Source organism: Corallococcus silvisoli (assembly GCF_009909145.1).
Taxonomy (GTDB): Bacteria; Myxococcota; Myxococcia; order Myxococcales; family Myxococcaceae; genus Corallococcus; species Corallococcus silvisoli.
Genome location: NZ_JAAAPJ010000006.1, coordinates 482,762 through 500,086 on the forward strand (window position 1 = coordinate 482,762; position 17,325 = coordinate 500,086).

Consider the following 17,325-nt stretch of genomic DNA (forward strand, 5'->3'; position numbering starts at 1 on the left):
GGGGGATGGCGATCGGTAGGTACGGTGGCAGTCGCGATGGTGTCCGGTGCTTCCCCGTCTTCCCTCATCTTCGGCAGGTACGCGGTCCTCCGCCGCCTGGCCGTGGGGGGCATGGGCGAAATCTTCCTGGCCCGTCAGGTGGGGGTGAGCGGCTTCGAGCGCCCCGTCATCCTCAAGAGCCTGCTGCCGGACCTGCTGGAGCACGAGGGGTCGGTGGAGATGTTCCTCGACGAGGCCCGGGTCGCGGCGCACCTGAACCACCCGAACGTCGTCTCGCTGTACGAGGTCGGCGCGTGGCAGGGCACGTTCTACATCGCCATGGAGTACATCGAGGGCGAGAACCTGGGCCGGCTGGCGAAGGCGGCGCAGCGGGCCGCCACGCCGCTGCCCCACCGGGTGTGCGCGCAGTTGATCCGCGACGCGGCGCTGGGCCTGGACCACGCGCACCACGCGCGGGACAACCAGGGCGCGTCGCTGGAGCTGGTGCACCGGGACATCAGCCCACAGAACATCATGGTGCGCCTGGATGGCGTGACGAAGGTGGTGGACTTCGGCGTGGCCAAGGCGACCATCCGCGCCAGCCGCACGCGCACCGGCGTGCTCAAGGGCAAGCTGCGCTACATGTCGCCCGAACAGGTGCGCAACGAACCCGTCGCCGGCACGAGCGACCAGTTCGCGCTGGGCGTGGTGCTGTGGGAGCTGTGCACGCGCCGGCCGTTCATCGACACGGACAACCCCGCGGAGGCGATGCGAAGGATTGCCCTGGCGGCGGTGCCCAAGCCGTCGCAGTTCGTGGAGGGGCTGTCTCCGCTGTTGGAGCAGATCATCCTGCGCACGCTCCACCGCGCGCCCGCGCAGCGCTTCGCGAGATGCGCCGACGTGGCGCGCGCGCTCCAGGCCTATCTGGACGAGGTGCCGGAGGCGCCGGGGGAGAGCGTCTCCGCGGTGGTGACGCGGCTGGTGGGCGAGTCGGTGCTCGCGCGGCTGCGCGACGCGGGCAGCGTGGAGCCGGGGCTGCACCCGGCCCGTGAGCCCTCCAGCGTGTCGTGTCCGCGCTGTGGCCAGTCCACCAGCGCGACCAACCGCTTCTGTCCCGCGTGCGGCAACTCGCTCACGCCCGCGGCCGGTGCCGTCGCGCCGCAGCTTCCGCTGATGCCCGTGTTGAGCGAGCCGCCCGTGCACCTGGGCGACGAGGAGCTCCCCGACGCGCCAACGGCCAAGGCGCCCGCGGCCCGGCGCGACGACGGCGCCGTGCACGAGCCGCCCACGGACCCGACGATGGAGGTGCCCGCGCCGCTGGTGTCCGTGCTCTCCGCGTCGCCGCTCACCTCCGACGAGGACGACGCGCCTCCGGCGCTGGGGGACGAGGCCCCGGGCCCCACGGTGAAGATCCGCGCGCTGGACGCGCAGGCGCTGATGCGCCGGCTCACGCTGCTGGTGGTGGCCTGCGAACCGGCGGACGCGGCCCGGCTGCGCGACGCGGTGGCGTCCGTGGCGGTGCGCCACCAGGTGGAGGCGATGGCGCTGTCGGGCACGCACTGGTGTCTGCCTTTCGGGCTCCAGCAGGCCCGCCAGGACGACGCGTCGCGGGCGCTGACGTGCGCGGAGGAGCTGGGGCTCGCGGGGGTGGCGGCGCGGCGGGGGTTGGAGTCCGGCGTGGTGCGGGTGAGCGCGGACGCGGACGGCGCCCGGCTGTCCGGCATGGGGCTGGCGCGGGCGCTGGCGCTGGCGGACGCGGCGGCGCCCGGAGAGCTGCTCGTGGGCGCGTCGGTGAAGGCGCTGCTGGTGGAGACAGGGGGCGTGCGCATCGGCGCGGCGCGCGAGCTGCCCGGGGGCCCGGCGTGGCGGGTGGAGTCCGGCGTGCCCGCGTCCCGAGGCGACGCGCTGGTGGGGCGCGACGAGGCCCTGGCCCAGGCGCGCGCGGTGGTGGAGTCCGCGCGCAAGGGCGAGGGCGGCGCGCGGCTCTTCGTCGGACCCACGGGGGTGGGCCGCAGCCGCTTCCTGGAGGCGGTGGCGGAGCTGGCGGCGGGCGCGTCATCGCCGCGGGTGGTGTACGCGTGGGGCGGAGACCCGCGCTCCGCGGGCGCGCTGGGGCTGTGGCGCACGGTGTTCGCGTCCCTCTCGCGCTCCGGGCCCGGCGCGGACGCGAGTGCGGCGTCGCTCGTGGGCCTGGGCTTCTCCGAGCCGGAGGCCGCGGCGCTCTGGCGGCGGCTCGCGCGGGGCGCGCCGGTGGGTGGGCACCTGGCCGCGGGGGACGTGGCGGTGGTGGACGCGATCCAACGCGTGGCGCGGCCGTCCGGGCTGTTGCTGCTGGTGGACGACGTGCACCGGGTGGACGGCGCCTCGCTGGAGCTGCTCGCGGGCGTGTTGGGCGCGAAGGACACGCGCGTCGCGCTGGTGGGCACGGGCGACGTGGACGCGGTGCCCACGGCCCTGTCGCCCCTTCCGGTGACGGTGCTGGAGGGGCTGTCGTCCTCGGAGCTGAACGCGCTGCTGACCGCGAGCCTGGGCCTGCCCTTGTCGCCCTCGCTGGAGCGGGCGGTGGGGGACCGGGTGCGCGGCAATCCCGCGCATGCGCTGGCGCTGGTGCGGCTGCTCGTCGCGGTGGGCGTGCTGCTGCGCACGGAGGAGGGCTTCCAGACCAATGGGCCGCTGTCCGCCGCGGCGCTGCCGCAGGACCTGGGGCAGGTGCTGGGGGCGCGGTTGGAGCTGCTGCCCGCCGCGTCGCTGCGCTTCCTCCAGCGCGCCGCGGTGGAGGGGTCGCTCTTCTCGGCGGAGCTGGTGCGCGCGTCGCTGCCCGGCCCGGTGGGCGTGGAGGTGCTCGACGACGCGGAGTGGGTGGTGCCCGTGCCCCAGCAGCCCGGCATCTTCCGCTTCACGCGCGAGGAGGCGCGGCAGGTGCTGCGCGAGCGCCTCTCGCCCTCGCAGCTGCGGAGCGCGCACGAGGAGCTGGCGGAGGCGCTGGAGCGGGAGGCCTTCGCCCAGGAGCCGGCCCGCGAGGTGCGCGTGGCGGACCACCTGCTGGGCGCGGAGGCGCCGGGCGCGCCGGCCGCGTGCGAGCGGGCGGGAGACTGGTTCGCGGCGCGCGGCGAGTGGCGCGCGGCGGTGGAGTTCTACCGCTGGGCGCTGGGCCGCGCGCCTGGCGCGACGGCGACGGTGGTGCGCTGGCAGCTGGACGTGCTCGCGCGCGCGGCGGAGTGCCTGACACACGCGGAGCCCGCGGCCGTGGATGGGCTGGTGACGCCGTGGCTGGACCGCGTGCCGGTGATGCAGACGCCCGGCCCGTGGGCGGAGGCCGCGCGCAGGCTGGCCACCGCGGAGCTGAAGCTGGGGCGCGTGGAGGACGCGGAGGTGCGCCTGAGCATGGCGCAGGGGCCGGCGGGCGCGGACCCGGAGGTCGAGGCCCGCGTGCTGGGGGAGCTGGCGCGGGTGCGCGAGGCCAAGGGCGAGACGACGGCCGCGGTGGAGCTGCTGGCGCGGGCCTTCCAGCGCATGGGCAGCCGGACCCCTCGGGCGCCGGACTTCTACTGGGAGCACTACCTGCTGCTGGGGCGGTTGCAGCAGCGGCTGGGGCAGCTGGACCGGGCGCGGGTGGCCTTCACGCGCGCGGCGGAGCAGTCCCGGTCGGTGGGCAGCGCGGTGGGACAGGCGCGGGCGCTGTCGCAGCTGGCGGGTCTGCGCGTCCTCTCCGGCGAGCCGGGCCAGGCGCTGGCGGACCTGGAGCGCGCGCTCACCCTGGCCGAGCAGGGCGGCGACGCGCAGGAGGCGGCGCGCATCCACTTCAACGCCGGGCGCCTGCTGGTGGTGGGAGGCCGGGGCCCGGAGGCCCGCGAGCGGCTGGAGCAGGCGAGGGAGCGCGCCCGGGTGGCGGGATGGCGGGAGGGGGAGGCCCTGGCCGCGCAGGTGCTGGAGACGATGGAGGCCCGCACGCCCCGCCGCTGAAGTGGGCAAAAGGCGTCAGCAGGCGTGCAGGCGGCAGGACTTCGTCGCCCGGGGGCGCGGTTTTCCCGCTCCCGGGAGGGTCTGTCGATAGACTCACGTCTCCCCCATTCGCCCGCGTGCCTGCCTTCGTGAAGACCTCACGTCCCTTCTCCTTTTCCCTGTTGGGTCTCCTCTCGCTGGGCGTGCTCGGCGCGTGTGGCCCGTCGCCCACGACCATCACGCTGGAGCCGCCCGAGCTGCGCTACCTGCGCACGCAGGGGCAGAACCTTCCGCTGAACTACACGGTGCTGGACGCGGATGGACGCAAGATGATGGACGCGCGGCTGCGCTGGACCAGCTCCGCGCCGGAGGTGGCCTCCGTGCAGGAGGACGGCACGGTGGTGGCGCGCAAGTCCGGGAAGACCATCATCGGCGTGCAGGGCGGGCGGGCGAAGGCGGCGCTGCCGTTGGACCTCACCATCCTCGCCTCGCTGGACGTGCGCGCGCCGGGCGCGGACTTCGTGGAGGTGGGGCGCACCATCAAGCTGCGCGTGGTGGCGCGAAACGAGGCGGGCCACGTCATCGCGGACGCCGCGCCCCTCTTCCGCTCCAGCAACGACGAGGTGGCGCGCGTGGAGAACGGCGAGCTCATCGCCGCGTCGGCGGGCGTGGCCACCGTCACCGCGACGCTGGGACACCTGAACCGCGCCATCGCCGTGCAGGTGGTGCCGCCGGACTTCTCCCGCCTGGGCCTGAACCTCACCTCGTACACCTTCAAGAAGAAGGGCCAGTCGGTGATGGTCCAGGCGAAGGCGTACAACCGCAACGGCGTGGCGTTGGACCGCGTGCCGCTGGAGTGGTTCAGCTCGAACTCGGCCGTGGTGACGGTGTCGCCCGAGGGCCGCGTGACGGCCGTGGGCCCGGGCCGCGCGGTGGTGTCGGTGGTGGCCGGCCGGCGCCGCACCGCCGCGGACTTCATCGTCGAGTAGCGCCCGCGGACCCGGCCCGCCGCCCTGGAGCGGCGGGCCCGGCGACTAATTCTTCGGCGCGGGCGTCTTGGGGGGCGCCGGGCGCTTGCCGCGGCCCTTCTTGGAGGCGGCCTCCGCGTCATCCGGGCAGGGCGGGCGCGGGCCGTCGGACGGCGGCTGGATGGTGAACTCGACGCGGCGGTTGAGGGCCATGCCCTCCTCGGAGGCGTTGTCCGCCACCGGCATGCTGCGCCCGAAGCCCTGCGAGCACACGCGCTCCGCGGCGACGCCGCTCTCGATGAGGAAGCGCTTCACGCTGGCGGCGCGGCGCTTGGACAGCTCCAGGTTGTACTGGTCGCTGGCGCGCGAGTCGGTGTGGCCCTCGATGAGGATGCGATCCATCGCCGGGTTCACCTCCATCACCCGGGCGACCTCCTCCAGGACGGGGTAGGACTCGGAGAGGATGACGTCCTGGTCGGTGGCGAAGTTCACCTGCTCCAGGATGACGATCTTGTTGCCGGACGTGCGCGCGAGCGGACAGCCGTCACGGCCGCGCTTGCCCATGGGGACGTCCGGGCACTTGTCGATGCGGTCCACCACGCCGTCGGAGTCCGTGTCGATGTCCGGGCAGCCGCTGTTCTCCACCGGGCCCGCGACGTCCGGGCAGCGGTCCTTCTCGCCAATGACGCCGTCGCCGTCGGGGTCCACGGGCGGCGGGGGCGGCGGAGGCGGAGGCTGCGGATCCTTGAAGCGCTCGATGGCCTCCCACTCGCGCGTCTTGGCGGGCACCCAGATGATGGACGTGAAGAAGCTCAGGTTCGGCGACGCCAGGGAGCAGCCGCAGCCCAGGCCGCCGCCGAAGGTGAAGGTGACGCCCAGGGAGCTGTACCAGCGCAGGCCGATGAGCAGCTCCGCGGGGATCTGCCGCTCCTGGCCGGGCTCCTTCTTGAGGCCGAAGGCGCCGTTGACCATGCCGAGCGCGGTGATGCCGCTGCCGCGCAAGAGGGGCACCTCGGTGCCCAGGCCGAAGGGCGCCATGTCCCCCAGGCGCACGCCGCTGAAGATGCGGTCCGGCCGCTTCCAGAAGCCGCCGTTGAAGGCCAGGAGGATGCCGGACTCGAAGCGGTAGTCGAGCACCAGGCCCGGCGCCCAGGTGAGCTCGCCGTCGCCCGCGAAGGCATCCTGCACGCCGGTGGGGAAGCTGACGTTGAGCGTGAGCGCGGCGCCCCAGCCATGGCCCTCCGCGGGGCGGCGCAGGCCGGGGATGGCCACCTTGCCGGTGAGGCGCAGGTCGCCCAGGGCGAAGCTCTGGACGGCGCCCTCCGTGCCGATGACCTCCAGGTTCTGGCCGCCCTGGAGGAGCACGAGGGGCATGTCCACGCCCACCTCGGCCCAGTCGAAGAGGCCCACCGCGGCCATGACGTCCAGCTGGAGCCGGTTGCCCACGAGGCTGATGGAGCCCAGGTCTCCGTCCTTGGGGACGAGCGAGAGCGGGTTGAGGGAGTAGCTGAAGTAGGGCCCGGCGGCGACGGACAGGTGCGACAGGGGCCGGGACTGGGTGACCATCACCAGGTCCTGCGGCGCTCCGGAGGGGCGGAAGACCTGGATGTTGAAGCGCGGATCCGGCGCGGCGCTGGCGGCGGCGGACAGGCCCAGGGCGAGCAGGAGCGCGAGGAGCGGCGTGCGGGAGGGCTTCATCGGACGCGGCGGGCGGAGCGCAGGAAGAGGAAGCCCAGGGCGAGGGTGAGCAGCATGGCGGTGCTGCCGGTGGGGGTGTCCTCGGCGGTGGTGCCGCAGCAGAAGGCGCCGCCCTGGGGCTCGGTGCCGGGCTTGCGGCGTCCGCGCTCGCACTGCTGGGTCTGGGCGGAGCAGAACTCGACGCCCAGGCAGTCGCCGCTGTCGGTGCAGGACTCGAGGCAGCGGTTGGTGCTCAGGTCGCAGGTGCCGCCGCAGGGGCAGTGGGCGTCGGCGAAGCACTCGACGCACGCGGTGCCATCGCAGACGAGGTTCTCGGCGCACGTCACGGCGCAGGCGCCGGTGTTGGAGCAGGTGCGGGTGGTGGGGTCGCAGGTGCCGCTGCCGCAGTCGGAGTCGTTGACGCAGCCCACGCAGACGCTGTTCTGCACGGTGCCGTCGGAGAGGCAGAACGGGGTGGCGCCGTCGCACGCATCGCAGCGGGAGCCGCAGCGCTTGTCGGTGGTGCACGAGCTGCATTCACCGCTCAGGCAGAACTGGCCGTTGCCGCATTCCAGGTCGTTGCGGCACTGCACGCAGACCTGACCGTCGAGGCAGAAGGGGCGCTCGCCGGGGCACCTGGCGCAGCCGGGGCCGCAGCGGTCGGAGGTGTTGCACTGGGGGAGGGTGTCGACGCAGGCGCCATTGAGGGTGTCGCAGCGCTTGCCGCTGGCGCACTGGCTGTCGGTGGTGCACTCGACGCAGGACGGCGGGGCGCCGGGGGTGGGCGCGGCGCACTGGGTGCCCTTGGGGCAGCAGTTGCAGGAGTTGCCGGCGCAGGCGTCGTTGGTGTCGCAGGGCGAGCAGACGTGGTTGGAGCACGTCTCGCCGCGAGCGCATTGGGTGTTGTCGTTGCACTCGACGCAGGTGTTGGCGGCGAGGTCGCAGACCTGGCTGTTGGGGCACTCCGCGTTGGAGGTGCACTGGACGCAGGTGAAGTTCGGCTCGTCGCAGACCTGTCCGGAGCCGCAGTCGGAGTCGCGGACGCAGCCGGTGCAGGTGTTGGTGGTCTGGTCGCAGCGGCCGGTGGCGCAGTCGCTGTTCTGGGTGCACTGGACGCAGGCGAACTGGCCGCTGACCTGGGCGCAGATGGGCGCGGCCGGTCCGCAAGGCGAGCAGGTGTCGCCGCACAGCAGCGACGTGTCGCAGGGGGCGCAGAGCGCAGCGGAGTTGCAGTAGTAGGACGGACCGCAACTGCCATTGCCGGGCTGATTGGCGAACTGGCGGTTGCACTGGACGCACTGGTCCAGGTTGCCCGGGAAGGAGGGCCGGCCGGTTTCCGTCTGGTAGAGCTGGATGGGCTCCACGAGCTTGAAGCGATCGGGATCAAGCGGAACGACAGGGGGCTGGTTCGCGGGGCGGTCGAAGTCCGTGAACGTCGTCCCCTCCAGCACCGCGAACTCCAGCGCCGCGTGCTCCACGATCTGTACGTAGAGCAACTCCACGGGATAGAGCCCGGACTGGGTGAAGGTGACGGAGTTGGTGGTGCGCCGTGTCGGCGCGCCAATCTCAGGGGGCCGGATGACCACGTCGTAGCGGCGACCGGTGCGGTCGAAGATGACGAAGCTGATGGCGTCATCGGCGTAGAAGCCGAAGTGCAGGACACGCCCGACCTTGTCCTGGGTGACGTTCAGGTAGCCGCGGAAACGTGAGACGAACTTGATGTTCGGGTCGTTGTAGTGGAAGGGGCAGCCGCCCTGGGCACAGCCGGAGACCCTGTTGATGAAGTCGCCGTAGCTCAGCACGCGACCATCGTTCAGATTGTTGGACAGGTCGAACGCGGAGCGCAGCACGGAGGTCACGCGCGTCGCGCTGGTCTCCTCCATGTATGCGTTCAGGTTCTCCGTGTAGCTCGTCTGACTCTGCGGAAACTCATTCGCCGTGCGCGTCCACACGTTGGACGCCATGCAGATGCCAGTGCCCTGGTCGCTGCTCGGCGAAGGCGCCACCGGTGCTCCCGTCACCACGACATCCGGCAGCTTCTGCGCGACGGCAGGCGCGCTCGCGAGGAACACGGCGAGCAGGAGCAGCGCGGCATGCGCGCGGACGGAGCGGGGAGCGGGGCGCAAAGCGCCGCGCAGCCTTTCAGATTTGCTTGATGTTCTCAACTTCCCGCCCACGTCATGCGTCCCCGCGCGGGATGCGACCTGCAGGGTCCACTTCTCCTCGGACGACGTCCGCCCGGAGCAGAACCAACTCAATCTGCGCAGTCAGCAAAACAGGAAATCATCGCGGCGCCAGGCGCATCACGTCCGACGGCACGCGACATCGCCATCCTGCGAGCGGATGAACGCCGCGGCGAGTTCGTTGCCCAGCGCCGCGCACAGCACCTCGAACGTGCGCCGCCGGGCTCCGCCAAGGAAGGCCGGCTGTCGGGCCAGCGTCTCCGGGTGACGGACGAAGACGTTGTACCCGAGGATGCACCCGTCCGCGCGCAGCACCGTGATGCCGTCGGTGGCCATCATGCCGCGCAGGAGCTGCGCGGCCGCCCGCACCGCGGACGCGGCGCTGCCGTCCTGGGTCGCGTGGTGCCGGTCCAGCAGCGCCACCACGTCCATCGGCCGGGGCAACAGGATGCCGTCCACGAAGAGCGCGGACCCCGCGCGCTCCCGAGGCAGCACCGCCACCAGCGTGCCGTGTGACGACTGCATCACCTCGAAGAGCACGCGGCGGAAGAAGCCCCGCGCATGCTCGCGGCTGGAGGGCAGCACCTGCTCGGTCACGGCGCTCGCCAACGTATCCAGGACCACCGACGGCGGCTCCACGTCGATGCGCGCGCCGGACAGGTACACGTGTCGGCTCAGCCCGCCGCCGCCGCGCAGCTCGATGATGTTGTCCGCCAGCTGCAACACCCCCACCACGTGCGCGCCCCGGTCCGGCGCGTGCCGCAGCCGCTCCAGCGGCGTCTCCGCCAGGGGGAACGGGTCGGTCCGGAAGATGCCGTAGGTCAGGCCCTCCGGCTCGCGCAGCAGGTACAGCGCCCACCAGCGCCCCTGGCCCAGCGGCGCGCACTGCTTGAGCGCCCGCTGGATGGTGGCGCGGTTGCGCGGCCCCGAACCGATGGGAATCGGGTCGTGCCCGCCCAGCAGCTCCAGCATCGCGCCCAGGTCGTCGCCCAGGAACGCGGTGGGGAACAGCAGCGCGCCCTCCTCGCGGTAGCGCGACAGCGTCACCAGCAGCTCGCTCAGCGCGTCCGCCGTCTGCGGGCACGTCATGTCCGCCTCGTCCAGGAACGCCGCGACGGACTCGGTCAGCAGGTGACGGAACGAAAGGATGAGAGGGGAGCCCGCCTCCGGGTCCAGACCGGTCATGGCGGACCCAGCATGACGCATCGGTGGCGGCGTGGCACGAAGTCTTGCCTCCACCTGGAAGGCGGGGTGCTGTCCGGAACCGGCCGCCTACTCCGTCGCCCGGCGCGCCGCCTCCAGCGTGGCCGCGGTGCGCAGCCAGCCCTCCGCCTGGGCATCCAGGTGGGACAGCAGCTCCGCGAAGAAGCGCGTCTCCAGCGCCTGCGCCAGCGTGGCCCCGTGGGCATCCGCCCACTTGCGCGTCACCGTCGCGCGCACCTGGGCGCCCAGCAGGTCCACGAAGCGCTCGAGGAGCGGCGTGGACAGCAGCGTCCCCGCCCACACCACCGCGTCGTGGCCCAGCCCGCCCGTGGCCACCGTCACCACCGCCGCCGCCCCCGACGGCACCGAATACACCAGCGTGGTGAAGGTCTGGAGCAGCTCCTCGCGCATGCCGCCCTGGAGCTCCGTGCCCACCAGCTCCCGGCAGAAGTCATACAGCGCCACCCGGTCCGCCGCGTGCGCGTGCAGCGAGCCCAGCTCCAGCGGCGCGTCCAGCCGGCCCAGCATCGCGGGCCCGAAGGCCTGGGTCAGCTTCTCCCGCGTCTCCGCGTCGCCGCGCCACGCGGCCACCTCCGGCGCGAAGGCATCCACCAGCCGGCGCAGCCCGTCCTTCAGCGCGTCGTCCACCGCCTGCGTGGGGAGCGCCTCGCGGGGCTGGGGCCCGGTGAAGGACTCGCGCACCTTGCGGCTCACGAACGTGAGCGCCGTGGCCAGCCCACGGAAGGGCAGGCGCACGAACCGGTGGAAGGTGCTGCGCGCGTCCAGTTCGTCCCGGAACGCATCCACGAGCACGTCCGCGGGCACGGCCTTCAAGGCCGCCTGCGCGCCAAGCCCTCGCAGGTCGTGCCGCAGGCGCTGCCGCAGCCGCTCCGGCTCCCGGGCCGCGCGCGTCGCCGAGCGCGAGACCGCGTCCAGCTCCGAGCGCGCATCCGACAGCGAGGCCTCCAGGGCCCGCGCCTTCAGCTCGCGCGCGTGCTCGGCCTGACCCAGCAGCGCGGCGAGCGGGGGCTGTCCGTCCAGCGGCTCCGTGGTCAGCGGCTTCAGCCCCGCCTCCACCTCGGGTTGGTGGGGCGCCAGGTAGCGCGCGAGCGGGGGATGGCCCACGTCCTGGGCCAGCTTGTCCAGGTGGCCGCGCGCCACGTCCTCGCGCGTGGCCTCGTTGTAGACGAGGAGGTACGGCTTGCCGTGGCCCACGGCCGCGCGCAGGAAGTCCACCAGCGCCGCGTTCTGGTACGTCTGCCGGCTCACCACGAACACCAGCACGTCCACGGTGACGAGCAGCGCCTCGGCCCGCTCGCGGTTGTCGCGGTACACGCTGTCGAAGTCCGGCGTGTCCATCACCAGCAGGCCGCGCGGCACCGCGCCCGACAGCACCAGGTACAGCCGCCCCGCGGGGCCGGCCTCGTCGACCGGCGCCACGGTGCCGTCGGCCACCGGGAGGATGTCGTAGCGCTGGGTGAGCATGTCCTTCAGCGCGCCCGTCCATGTCTCCGGGTTCGCCGCGGCCAGGCACTGCTTGGTGAGCCCGCCCTCGGGCCGCGCGGGGGACAGGGCCGCCTTCGCCAGCGCGTTGAAGAGCGTGGACTTGCCGACGTTGTTGGGCCCGGCGATGGCCACGAGGAGCAGCGGTGCGTCCTCCGCGCCGGAGCCCAGGCGGGGCAGCAGGTCGCGGCGCAGGCGCTCAGCCAGGCGGCGCGCGACGTCGGCGTCACTTCCATCGGGGAAGCGCTCGGAGGCGGGCAGGGCGTCCAGGGCGGACGCGAGGGCGGTGCGCAGGGCGCGAGGGTCCTTCATGGGCATAAGGGGCCATGCGCAAGACAGCACGCACGCCGCGCGCTGCCCAGACAAGTGTGCGCGCACTGTCGGAGAAGGACACCCTGGAGGAGGCGCGCTAGGGTGCGCCGCATGCGCTCCCTCCTCGCCTGCCTGCTCCTGTCGGGGTCCATCGCCTGCACGGCCACGAACGCCAACGCGCCCGTGGCCTCGGAGGCCCATGCGGATGGCCCGCTGCCCTTCATCCCGGACGACTACGCCCGCGCGCTCGCGGAGGCGAAGGCGAAGGGCGTGCCCCTCTTCGTCGACACGTGGGCGCCGTGGTGTCACACGTGCCGCTCCATGCGCGCCTACGTCTTCACGGACGCCGCCCTGGCGAAGCACGCGGGCCGCTTCGTGTGGCTGGAGCTCAACACCGACCTGACCCAGAACGCGACGTTCCAGGAGAAGTACCCGGTGGAGTTCTGGCCCACCTTCTTCATCATCGACCCGCGCGAGGAGAAGGCCCTCCTGCGCTTCGCCGGCAGCGCCACGGTGCCGCAGCTGGAGCGCCTCTTCGAGGACGGCGAGCGCGCGTACCAGGGCGGTGCCACCGGCGCGGACGCGCTGCTCGCCCGGGGCGACGCGCTCTACGGGGAGGGCAAGCCCGCGGAGGCCGCCGAATCCCTGTCGCTCGCGCTCGCCGAGGCCCCCGCCGACTGGTCCCGCCGGGGCCGCGCGCTGGAGTCGCTGCTGATGGCCCAGTACGGGGCGAAGCAGTACGTGCCCTGCGCCCAGAAGGCGGTGGCGGAGCTGCCGAAGGTGCAGCGCTCGCTCAACCTGGCCAACGGCGTCCTCAACGGCCTCACCTGCGCGCTGGCCATTCCTGGTGGCACCCCTGAGGCCGCGGGCCTGCGCCACGCGCTGGAGGCGAAGGCGCGCGACGTGCTGTCGCCCCCCACCATCGCGATGTCGGCGGATGACCGCTCCGGCCTGTACGAGGTGCTGGTGGAGGCGCGCAAGGAGGACGGCGACTCCGCGGGCGCGAAGCAGGTGGCCCAGGAGTGGCTGACGTTCCTGGAGGGCGAGGCCGCGAAGGCGCCCAACCCCGAGTCGCGCACCGTGTTCGATTCGCACCGCATGCTCGCGGCGATGACGCTGGAGGCGCCGCAGCGGGCCATCCCCGCGCTGGAGCAGAGCGAGCGGGACCTGCCCCAGGACTACAACCCGCCCGCGCGCCTCGCGACGCTGTACCGCCTGTCGGGCCGGCTGGACGACGCGCTCGCCGCGAACGACCGGGCCCTGGCGCGCGTGCAGGGCGCGCGGAGGCTGTCCGTCCTCTCCGGCCGCGCGGACATCTACGTCGCCCGGAAGGACCCCGCCGCCGCGACGAAGACGCTGGAGGAGGCGCTGACCTTCGCGAAGTCGCTGCCCACGGCGCAGGTGTCGCCGCGTCAGGTGGAGGGGCTGGAGAAGAAGCTCGCCGGCCTCAAGGCTCCGGCCGCCGTTCCGGGCGCGGCGCCGTAGCACCCGCGCCCTCCGCCGTGCGCGCGGCGACCGCTACCGGGCCAGCGGCACCGCGCGCCGGGCGTCCAGGTCGAACAACTGGAAGTCCTCCGCCGCGCCCTCGCGCATGGCGCCATCGGTGAAGACCATCACCGCTTCGTCGGGGCCGGTCGCGGGCGGCGGGCCGTGCGCGTAGTCCACGCGCGTCCCGTCCGTCACCAGGGAGCGCAGCACGCCGTCGCGCGCCGGACCGGGCGACACCAATTCACGCACCCGCTTGTCGCGCGTGTGGCCCACCACCTGCGTCAGGCCCAGGGGCAGGCGCCGGGGATCGAAGCGCCGCCGGGGCATGCCCCGCACGCGCTCCGCGTCCTCCGCCTGGAGGCTGGGCCGCTGGTAGAAGATGCCCAGCCCCTCGCCGTCCTTCGCGTTGCCGGGATGGTGCAGTCCCGGCAGCACGAGCGGCCCGCCCGTCCAGTCCGCCACCGCCCGGTCCATCACCCCGTTGAGCGCCGCCGCCACCGCGCTCGCGTCCGCCCACCGTTCAGGCGCGAGCCCCACCCGCTGGAGATCCTCGCGCGTGACGCCCGCGTGCAGCACCAGCAGGGAAGGGCCGGCCGCGTGCGCCACGCGGAACCGCCGCGCGCGCAGCAGGTGCTCCACCCACGCGCGCTGCGCCTCGGTCCAGGTGCTGAAGTCCCGCGCCGCCAGCTCCGCGGTGGGCAGTCCAGGCCAGCGCTGGAGGAAGGCCCGCTCCGCCGCCGCGTCCGTGGCGTCCCCCGCGTAGACCTGGTCCGCCTGGGCCTGGGCGGCGCGGAAGGTCGCGTCCGTGAAGTCCGCCAGCTCTCCCACGCGCCCCAGGTCGTGATTGCCCAGCAGCAGCACGGCTTGATCCGCCGGATGGGACGCGAGCCACGCCACGAACCGCAGGCCGCTTCGGGCCACCCGCTCGCGGTCGGCCGCGGGGCCCCAGTCGAAGTGGTCCCCCACCGACACCAGACACACGTCCGGGCGCAGCCCTCCGTCCCCGCCCAGCAACCCATGCAGCGAGAGGATGGACATCACCCGGTCGAAGTCCGCCTGCGGATCCCCCATCGCCACGTGCAGCGTGCGGGGGTGCCCATCCCCAGGGACCGCGTGCGGCCCCTTCGCCACGGCCGCGTCGGCGCGGGCCAGCGCCTGCTTCAGGAGCGCGTCATCCATGCCTCCATCCTACTCACGCCCCGCGCCGTGCCCACCGGCGCGAAGGGGCCGCGTCAGGACTGGAAGAAGCGCGAGATGAGCGCCGAGCGGCTCTCCACCTGGGCCTTGTTCAAGAGGTGCGTGACGTGCACCTCCACCGTGCGCTCGGCGCAGCCCAGGTGCAGGGCGATGGCCTTGTTCGTCTCTCCCTGCACCACGTGCTCCAGCACCTGCGCCTCGCGCGCGGTGAGCCCCCAGCGCTGGGTCAGCACCGGCAGCCGCGACGTCGGATCCATGGGCGGGCCCGGGTCCAGCACCAGGTAGTGGTCCGGCAGCCCCGGCGTGCGCAGCGGCCCGGAGGAGAACAGGGGGCCCGTGCCCGGCGGGCTGCGCAGACACTCGCGCACCTGCGCCGCCAGGCCCTGGGCGTCCTGCTCCCACCGCGCCTGCCCGGCCTTGTTGGTGTGCATCACCCGGCCGTTGAACGTGACGACCCACGCGGGCCGCCCCAGCACCTCCAGCGCCGCGCCCAGCGCGGGGCCCAGCAGCCCCGCCTCGCGCAGCCGCCGCTCCTGCGCCATCCGACGCTGGAAGGCGGGCGTCAGCGCTTGCATCAACCGCTGGTCGCGCTCCGTGAACGGCTCCGTCCGGAAGGCGCCCACCCAGCCCAGCAGCGTGTCACCCTCGCAGACCAGCACCCGCAGCTGCGCCATGTGCTCCAATCCCAGACGCCGGTACAGCTCCAGGATGCGTCCGGAGAACTGGGTCCGGGACTGCTCCCACTCCGCCTCGCTCAGCTCCAAACGCTCCCACAGCGGCCCCGTGCCATCTCCCGTGATGGGCAGGGCTCGCAAGGACTCCGACATCCCCACCGGAGAGAGGCGGAGCGGCCGGTTGCGCTGCGCCGGGGGCGGCTTCTCCGGGTCGTAATAGCCAAAGCGCGTCCCGGCCGGCGGCAGCGACGCGTCGAACATCTCGAAGAGCACCGACGCGGACTGGGTGAAGCCCACGCCATGCACGAAGGTCGTGTGATACCGGTCGGAACCCACATCCACGCCGTAGGCGGCTGTCCGCTCCGCGCGCAGCGCATGCCGGAGCGCGACCAGGGCCGCGGGCAGCGGCCTGTATTCGCCCGCGCTCTTCGACGGCTACCAGGGCTTCCACCACCAGCCCGCGGCGGCCTTCGCGATCCCCGTCACGCGCCGTCCCGGCCCGGGCCTCTTCACGCTGCAGGGCGGCGGCTACGTGGCCTCCGGTTCGGCGGGCTCGGACAAGCAGCCCGTGCCCTATCTGCCGGAGGGCGCGAAGCTCCTGCCGCTGGAGGGCGCGGGGGAGGTGCAGACGCCCATCGCGTACGCGGGCCCGGTGCCGCTGCCCCTGGGCGCGCCGGTGTTCTTCCGTCACGCGAAGGCGGGCGAGCTGTGTGAGCACTTCCGCACGCTGCTGCTCATCTCCGGAGGGCGCGTGGTGGACGAGGTTCCGACCTACCGGGGCGAGTGGGGATGACGGCATGACGACCGACGCGGTGAAGGTGAAGACGTGGCGCAACTGGTCCGGCGCGGTGGTGGCGCATCCGTCCGGCTTCCTCCGGCCGGACTCCGTGGAGGCGCTGAAGGCCGCGCTCCGCGATGCGGGAGCCACCGTGCGGGTGGTGGGCAGCGGCCACTCGTTCCCGCCGCTGTGCGCGACGGACGAGACGATGGTGTCGCTCGAAGCGCTGCACGGCCTCGAGTCCGTGGACGCCGCCGCGCGCGAGGCCGTGGTGTGGGCGGGCACGAACCTGCGGGAGCTGGGGGGGCTGCTCGCCTCGCACGGCCTGGCGATGGAGAACCTGGGCGACATCAACAAGCAGTCGCTGGGCGGCGCGCTGGGCACGGGCACGCACGGGACGGGCATGGGGCTGGGCATCCTGTCCACGCAGGCGGCGGCGATGACGCTCGTCACCGCGAGCGGGGACGAGGTGACGTGCTCGGAGGACGCGTCACCGGAGCTGCTCCAGGCCGCGCGTGTGTCATTGGGGGCGCTGGGGGTGGTGACGCGGGTGCGGCTGCGGTTGCTGCCCGCGTACCGGCTGCGGCTGACGCGCCGGAACCTGGGGCTGGAGGAGTGCCTCGCGGGCCTGGACGAAGCGCGGACGCGCCACCGGCACTACGAGTTCTTCTGGTTCCCGCACTCGGACCGCGTGATGACCAAGGCGATGGACCTCACGGACGAGGCCCCCTACGGGGTGGGCGTGGGGCGCTGGCTCAACGAGATGGTGATGGAGAACGCGCTCTTCGGCGCGGTGAGCCGCGCGTGCCGGATGCGGCCCGCGTGGTGCGCGCCGGTGAGCCGCTTGTCCGCGAAGCTGGCGTCGGAGGGGGTGCTGGCGGGTCAGAGCCACGCGCTGTTCGCCACGCCGCGCCTGGTGCGCTTCCAGGAGATGGAATACGGCGTGCCGGTGGAGCGGGGCCCGGACTGCCTGCGCGAGCTGTCCGAATACATCACGCGCGAGAAGCTGCCCGTGCACTTCCCGGTGGAGTACCGCTTCGTGCGCGGGGACGACGTGTTCCTCAGCCCGGCGCATGGCGGGGACCGCGCCTTCATCGCGGTGCACCAGTACCGGGGCATGCCGCTGGAGCCATACTTCTCTGGCGCGGAGGCCATCTTCCGCAACCATGGCGGCCGGCCGCACTGGGGCAAGCTGCACACGCAGACGGCGGCGACGCTGAAGCACCTGTATCCGCGCTGGGATGACTTCCAGCGCGTGCGCGAGCAGCTGGACCCGGAGGGACGGTTCCTCAATCCCTATCTGCGTCGGCTCTTCCTGGAGGAGCGGTCCGGTCATACGCGGCGCGAGCCCGGCGGCGCACGGCTCGCGTAGCACCGGGGGCCGCCGTGGAAGCCGCGGCGCCCGGGTGCCTCGCCGCCGC

11 protein-coding genes are annotated in these 17,325 nt (G+C 73.4%); 5 read left to right on the top strand and 6 right to left on the bottom strand.

All coding sequences use genetic code 11. The features are described 5' to 3' along the window. Positions 1-36: 36 nt before the first annotated feature. A complete protein-coding gene (locus GTY96_RS13705; RefSeq protein ID WP_161665012.1) occupies positions 37-3,942 on the top strand; it encodes a protein kinase domain-containing protein in 3,906 nt (1,301 codons plus the stop codon). A gap of 128 nt (positions 3,943-4,070) precedes the next feature. Continuing rightward, positions 4,071-4,910: an Ig-like domain-containing protein gene (locus GTY96_RS13710; protein ID WP_143903180.1), complete on the top strand. Its 840-nt coding sequence runs from the start codon at positions 4,071-4,073 to the stop codon at positions 4,908-4,910. Between the two features lie 45 nt (positions 4,911-4,955). Here the strand turns inward: GTY96_RS13710 and traB are convergent, their stop codons facing one another. From traB to GTY96_RS13730, 4 genes are all read right to left on the bottom strand, one after another. Next, on the bottom strand, positions 4,956-6,587 hold the full coding sequence (gene traB / locus GTY96_RS13715; RefSeq protein WP_161664945.1) for an outer membrane exchange protein TraB: 1,632 nt from the start codon (positions 6,585-6,587) through the stop codon (positions 4,956-4,958). Then, a complete protein-coding gene (traA, locus tag GTY96_RS13720) occupies positions 6,584-8,692 on the bottom strand; it encodes an outer membrane exchange protein TraA (RefSeq protein WP_235685578.1) in 2,109 nt (702 codons plus the stop codon). The genes traB and traA overlap by 4 nt, the downstream gene beginning before the upstream one ends. A 177-nt stretch (positions 8,693-8,869) precedes the next feature. Beyond that, entirely contained in the window at positions 8,870-9,934 is a 1,065-nt protein-coding gene (locus GTY96_RS13725; RefSeq protein WP_235685579.1) for a hypothetical protein, read from the bottom strand. Between the two features lie 87 nt (positions 9,935-10,021). Continuing rightward, the gene (locus GTY96_RS13730; protein WP_161664946.1) at positions 10,022-11,767 is read right to left on the bottom strand and encodes a GTPase; all 1,746 of its coding nucleotides are present in this window, start codon (positions 11,765-11,767) and stop codon (positions 10,022-10,024) included. Between the two features lie 111 nt (positions 11,768-11,878). On the opposite strand from GTY96_RS13730, the gene GTY96_RS13735 reads away from it, so the two are divergent. Continuing rightward, positions 11,879-13,252 (top strand): thioredoxin family protein, encoded by a 1,374-nt coding sequence (locus GTY96_RS13735; RefSeq protein ID WP_143903173.1) that lies wholly within the window; start codon positions 11,879-11,881, stop codon positions 13,250-13,252. Between the two features lie 33 nt (positions 13,253-13,285). Here the strand turns inward: GTY96_RS13735 and GTY96_RS13740 are convergent, their stop codons facing one another. Together GTY96_RS13740 and GTY96_RS13745 are read right to left on the bottom strand one after the other, a co-directional pair. Continuing rightward, a complete protein-coding gene (locus GTY96_RS13740) occupies positions 13,286-14,434 on the bottom strand; it encodes a metallophosphoesterase (RefSeq protein WP_143903171.1) in 1,149 nt (382 codons plus the stop codon). A 53-nt stretch (positions 14,435-14,487) separates the two neighbouring features. Continuing rightward, a complete protein-coding gene (locus tag GTY96_RS13745; protein WP_328700865.1) occupies positions 14,488-15,468 on the bottom strand; it encodes a helix-turn-helix transcriptional regulator in 981 nt (326 codons plus the stop codon). A 190-nt stretch (positions 15,469-15,658) separates the two neighbouring features. Here GTY96_RS13745 and GTY96_RS13750 point away from each other — a divergent pair, with 190 nt between their 5' ends. Together GTY96_RS13750 and GTY96_RS13755 are read left to right on the top strand one after the other, a co-directional pair. Further along, positions 15,659-15,919 (top strand): type III PLP-dependent enzyme domain-containing protein, encoded by a 261-nt coding sequence (locus GTY96_RS13750; RefSeq protein ID WP_201756034.1) that lies wholly within the window; start codon positions 15,659-15,661, stop codon positions 15,917-15,919. Positions 15,920-15,923: 4 nt separating this feature from the next. Then, complete coding sequence (locus GTY96_RS13755; RefSeq protein ID WP_143903167.1) at positions 15,924-17,276, top strand: D-arabinono-1,4-lactone oxidase; 1,353 nt, start codon at positions 15,924-15,926, stop codon at positions 17,274-17,276. Positions 17,277-17,325 lie beyond the last annotated feature (49 nt).

Excerpts from the sequence above, each read along its gene's own strand:
- GTY96_RS13705 (WP_161665012.1), top strand. The coding sequence starts at position 37 with ATGGTGTCCGGTGCTTCCCCGTCTTCCCTCATCTTCGGCAGGTACGCG.
- traB (WP_161664945.1), bottom strand. The coding sequence starts at position 6,587 with ATGAAGCCCTCCCGCACGCCGCTCCTCGCGCTCCTGCTCGCCCTGGGC.
- GTY96_RS13725 (WP_235685579.1), bottom strand. The coding sequence starts at position 9,934 with ATGACCGGTCTGGACCCGGAGGCGGGCTCCCCTCTCATCCTTTCGTTC.
- GTY96_RS13730 (WP_161664946.1), bottom strand. The coding sequence starts at position 11,767 with ATGAAGGACCCTCGCGCCCTGCGCACCGCCCTCGCGTCCGCCCTGGAC.
- GTY96_RS13735 (WP_143903173.1), top strand. The coding sequence starts at position 11,879 with ATGCGCTCCCTCCTCGCCTGCCTGCTCCTGTCGGGGTCCATCGCCTGC.
- GTY96_RS13740 (WP_143903171.1), bottom strand. The coding sequence starts at position 14,434 with ATGGATGACGCGCTCCTGAAGCAGGCGCTGGCCCGCGCCGACGCGGCC.
- GTY96_RS13755 (WP_143903167.1), top strand. The coding sequence starts at position 15,924 with ATGACGACCGACGCGGTGAAGGTGAAGACGTGGCGCAACTGGTCCGGC.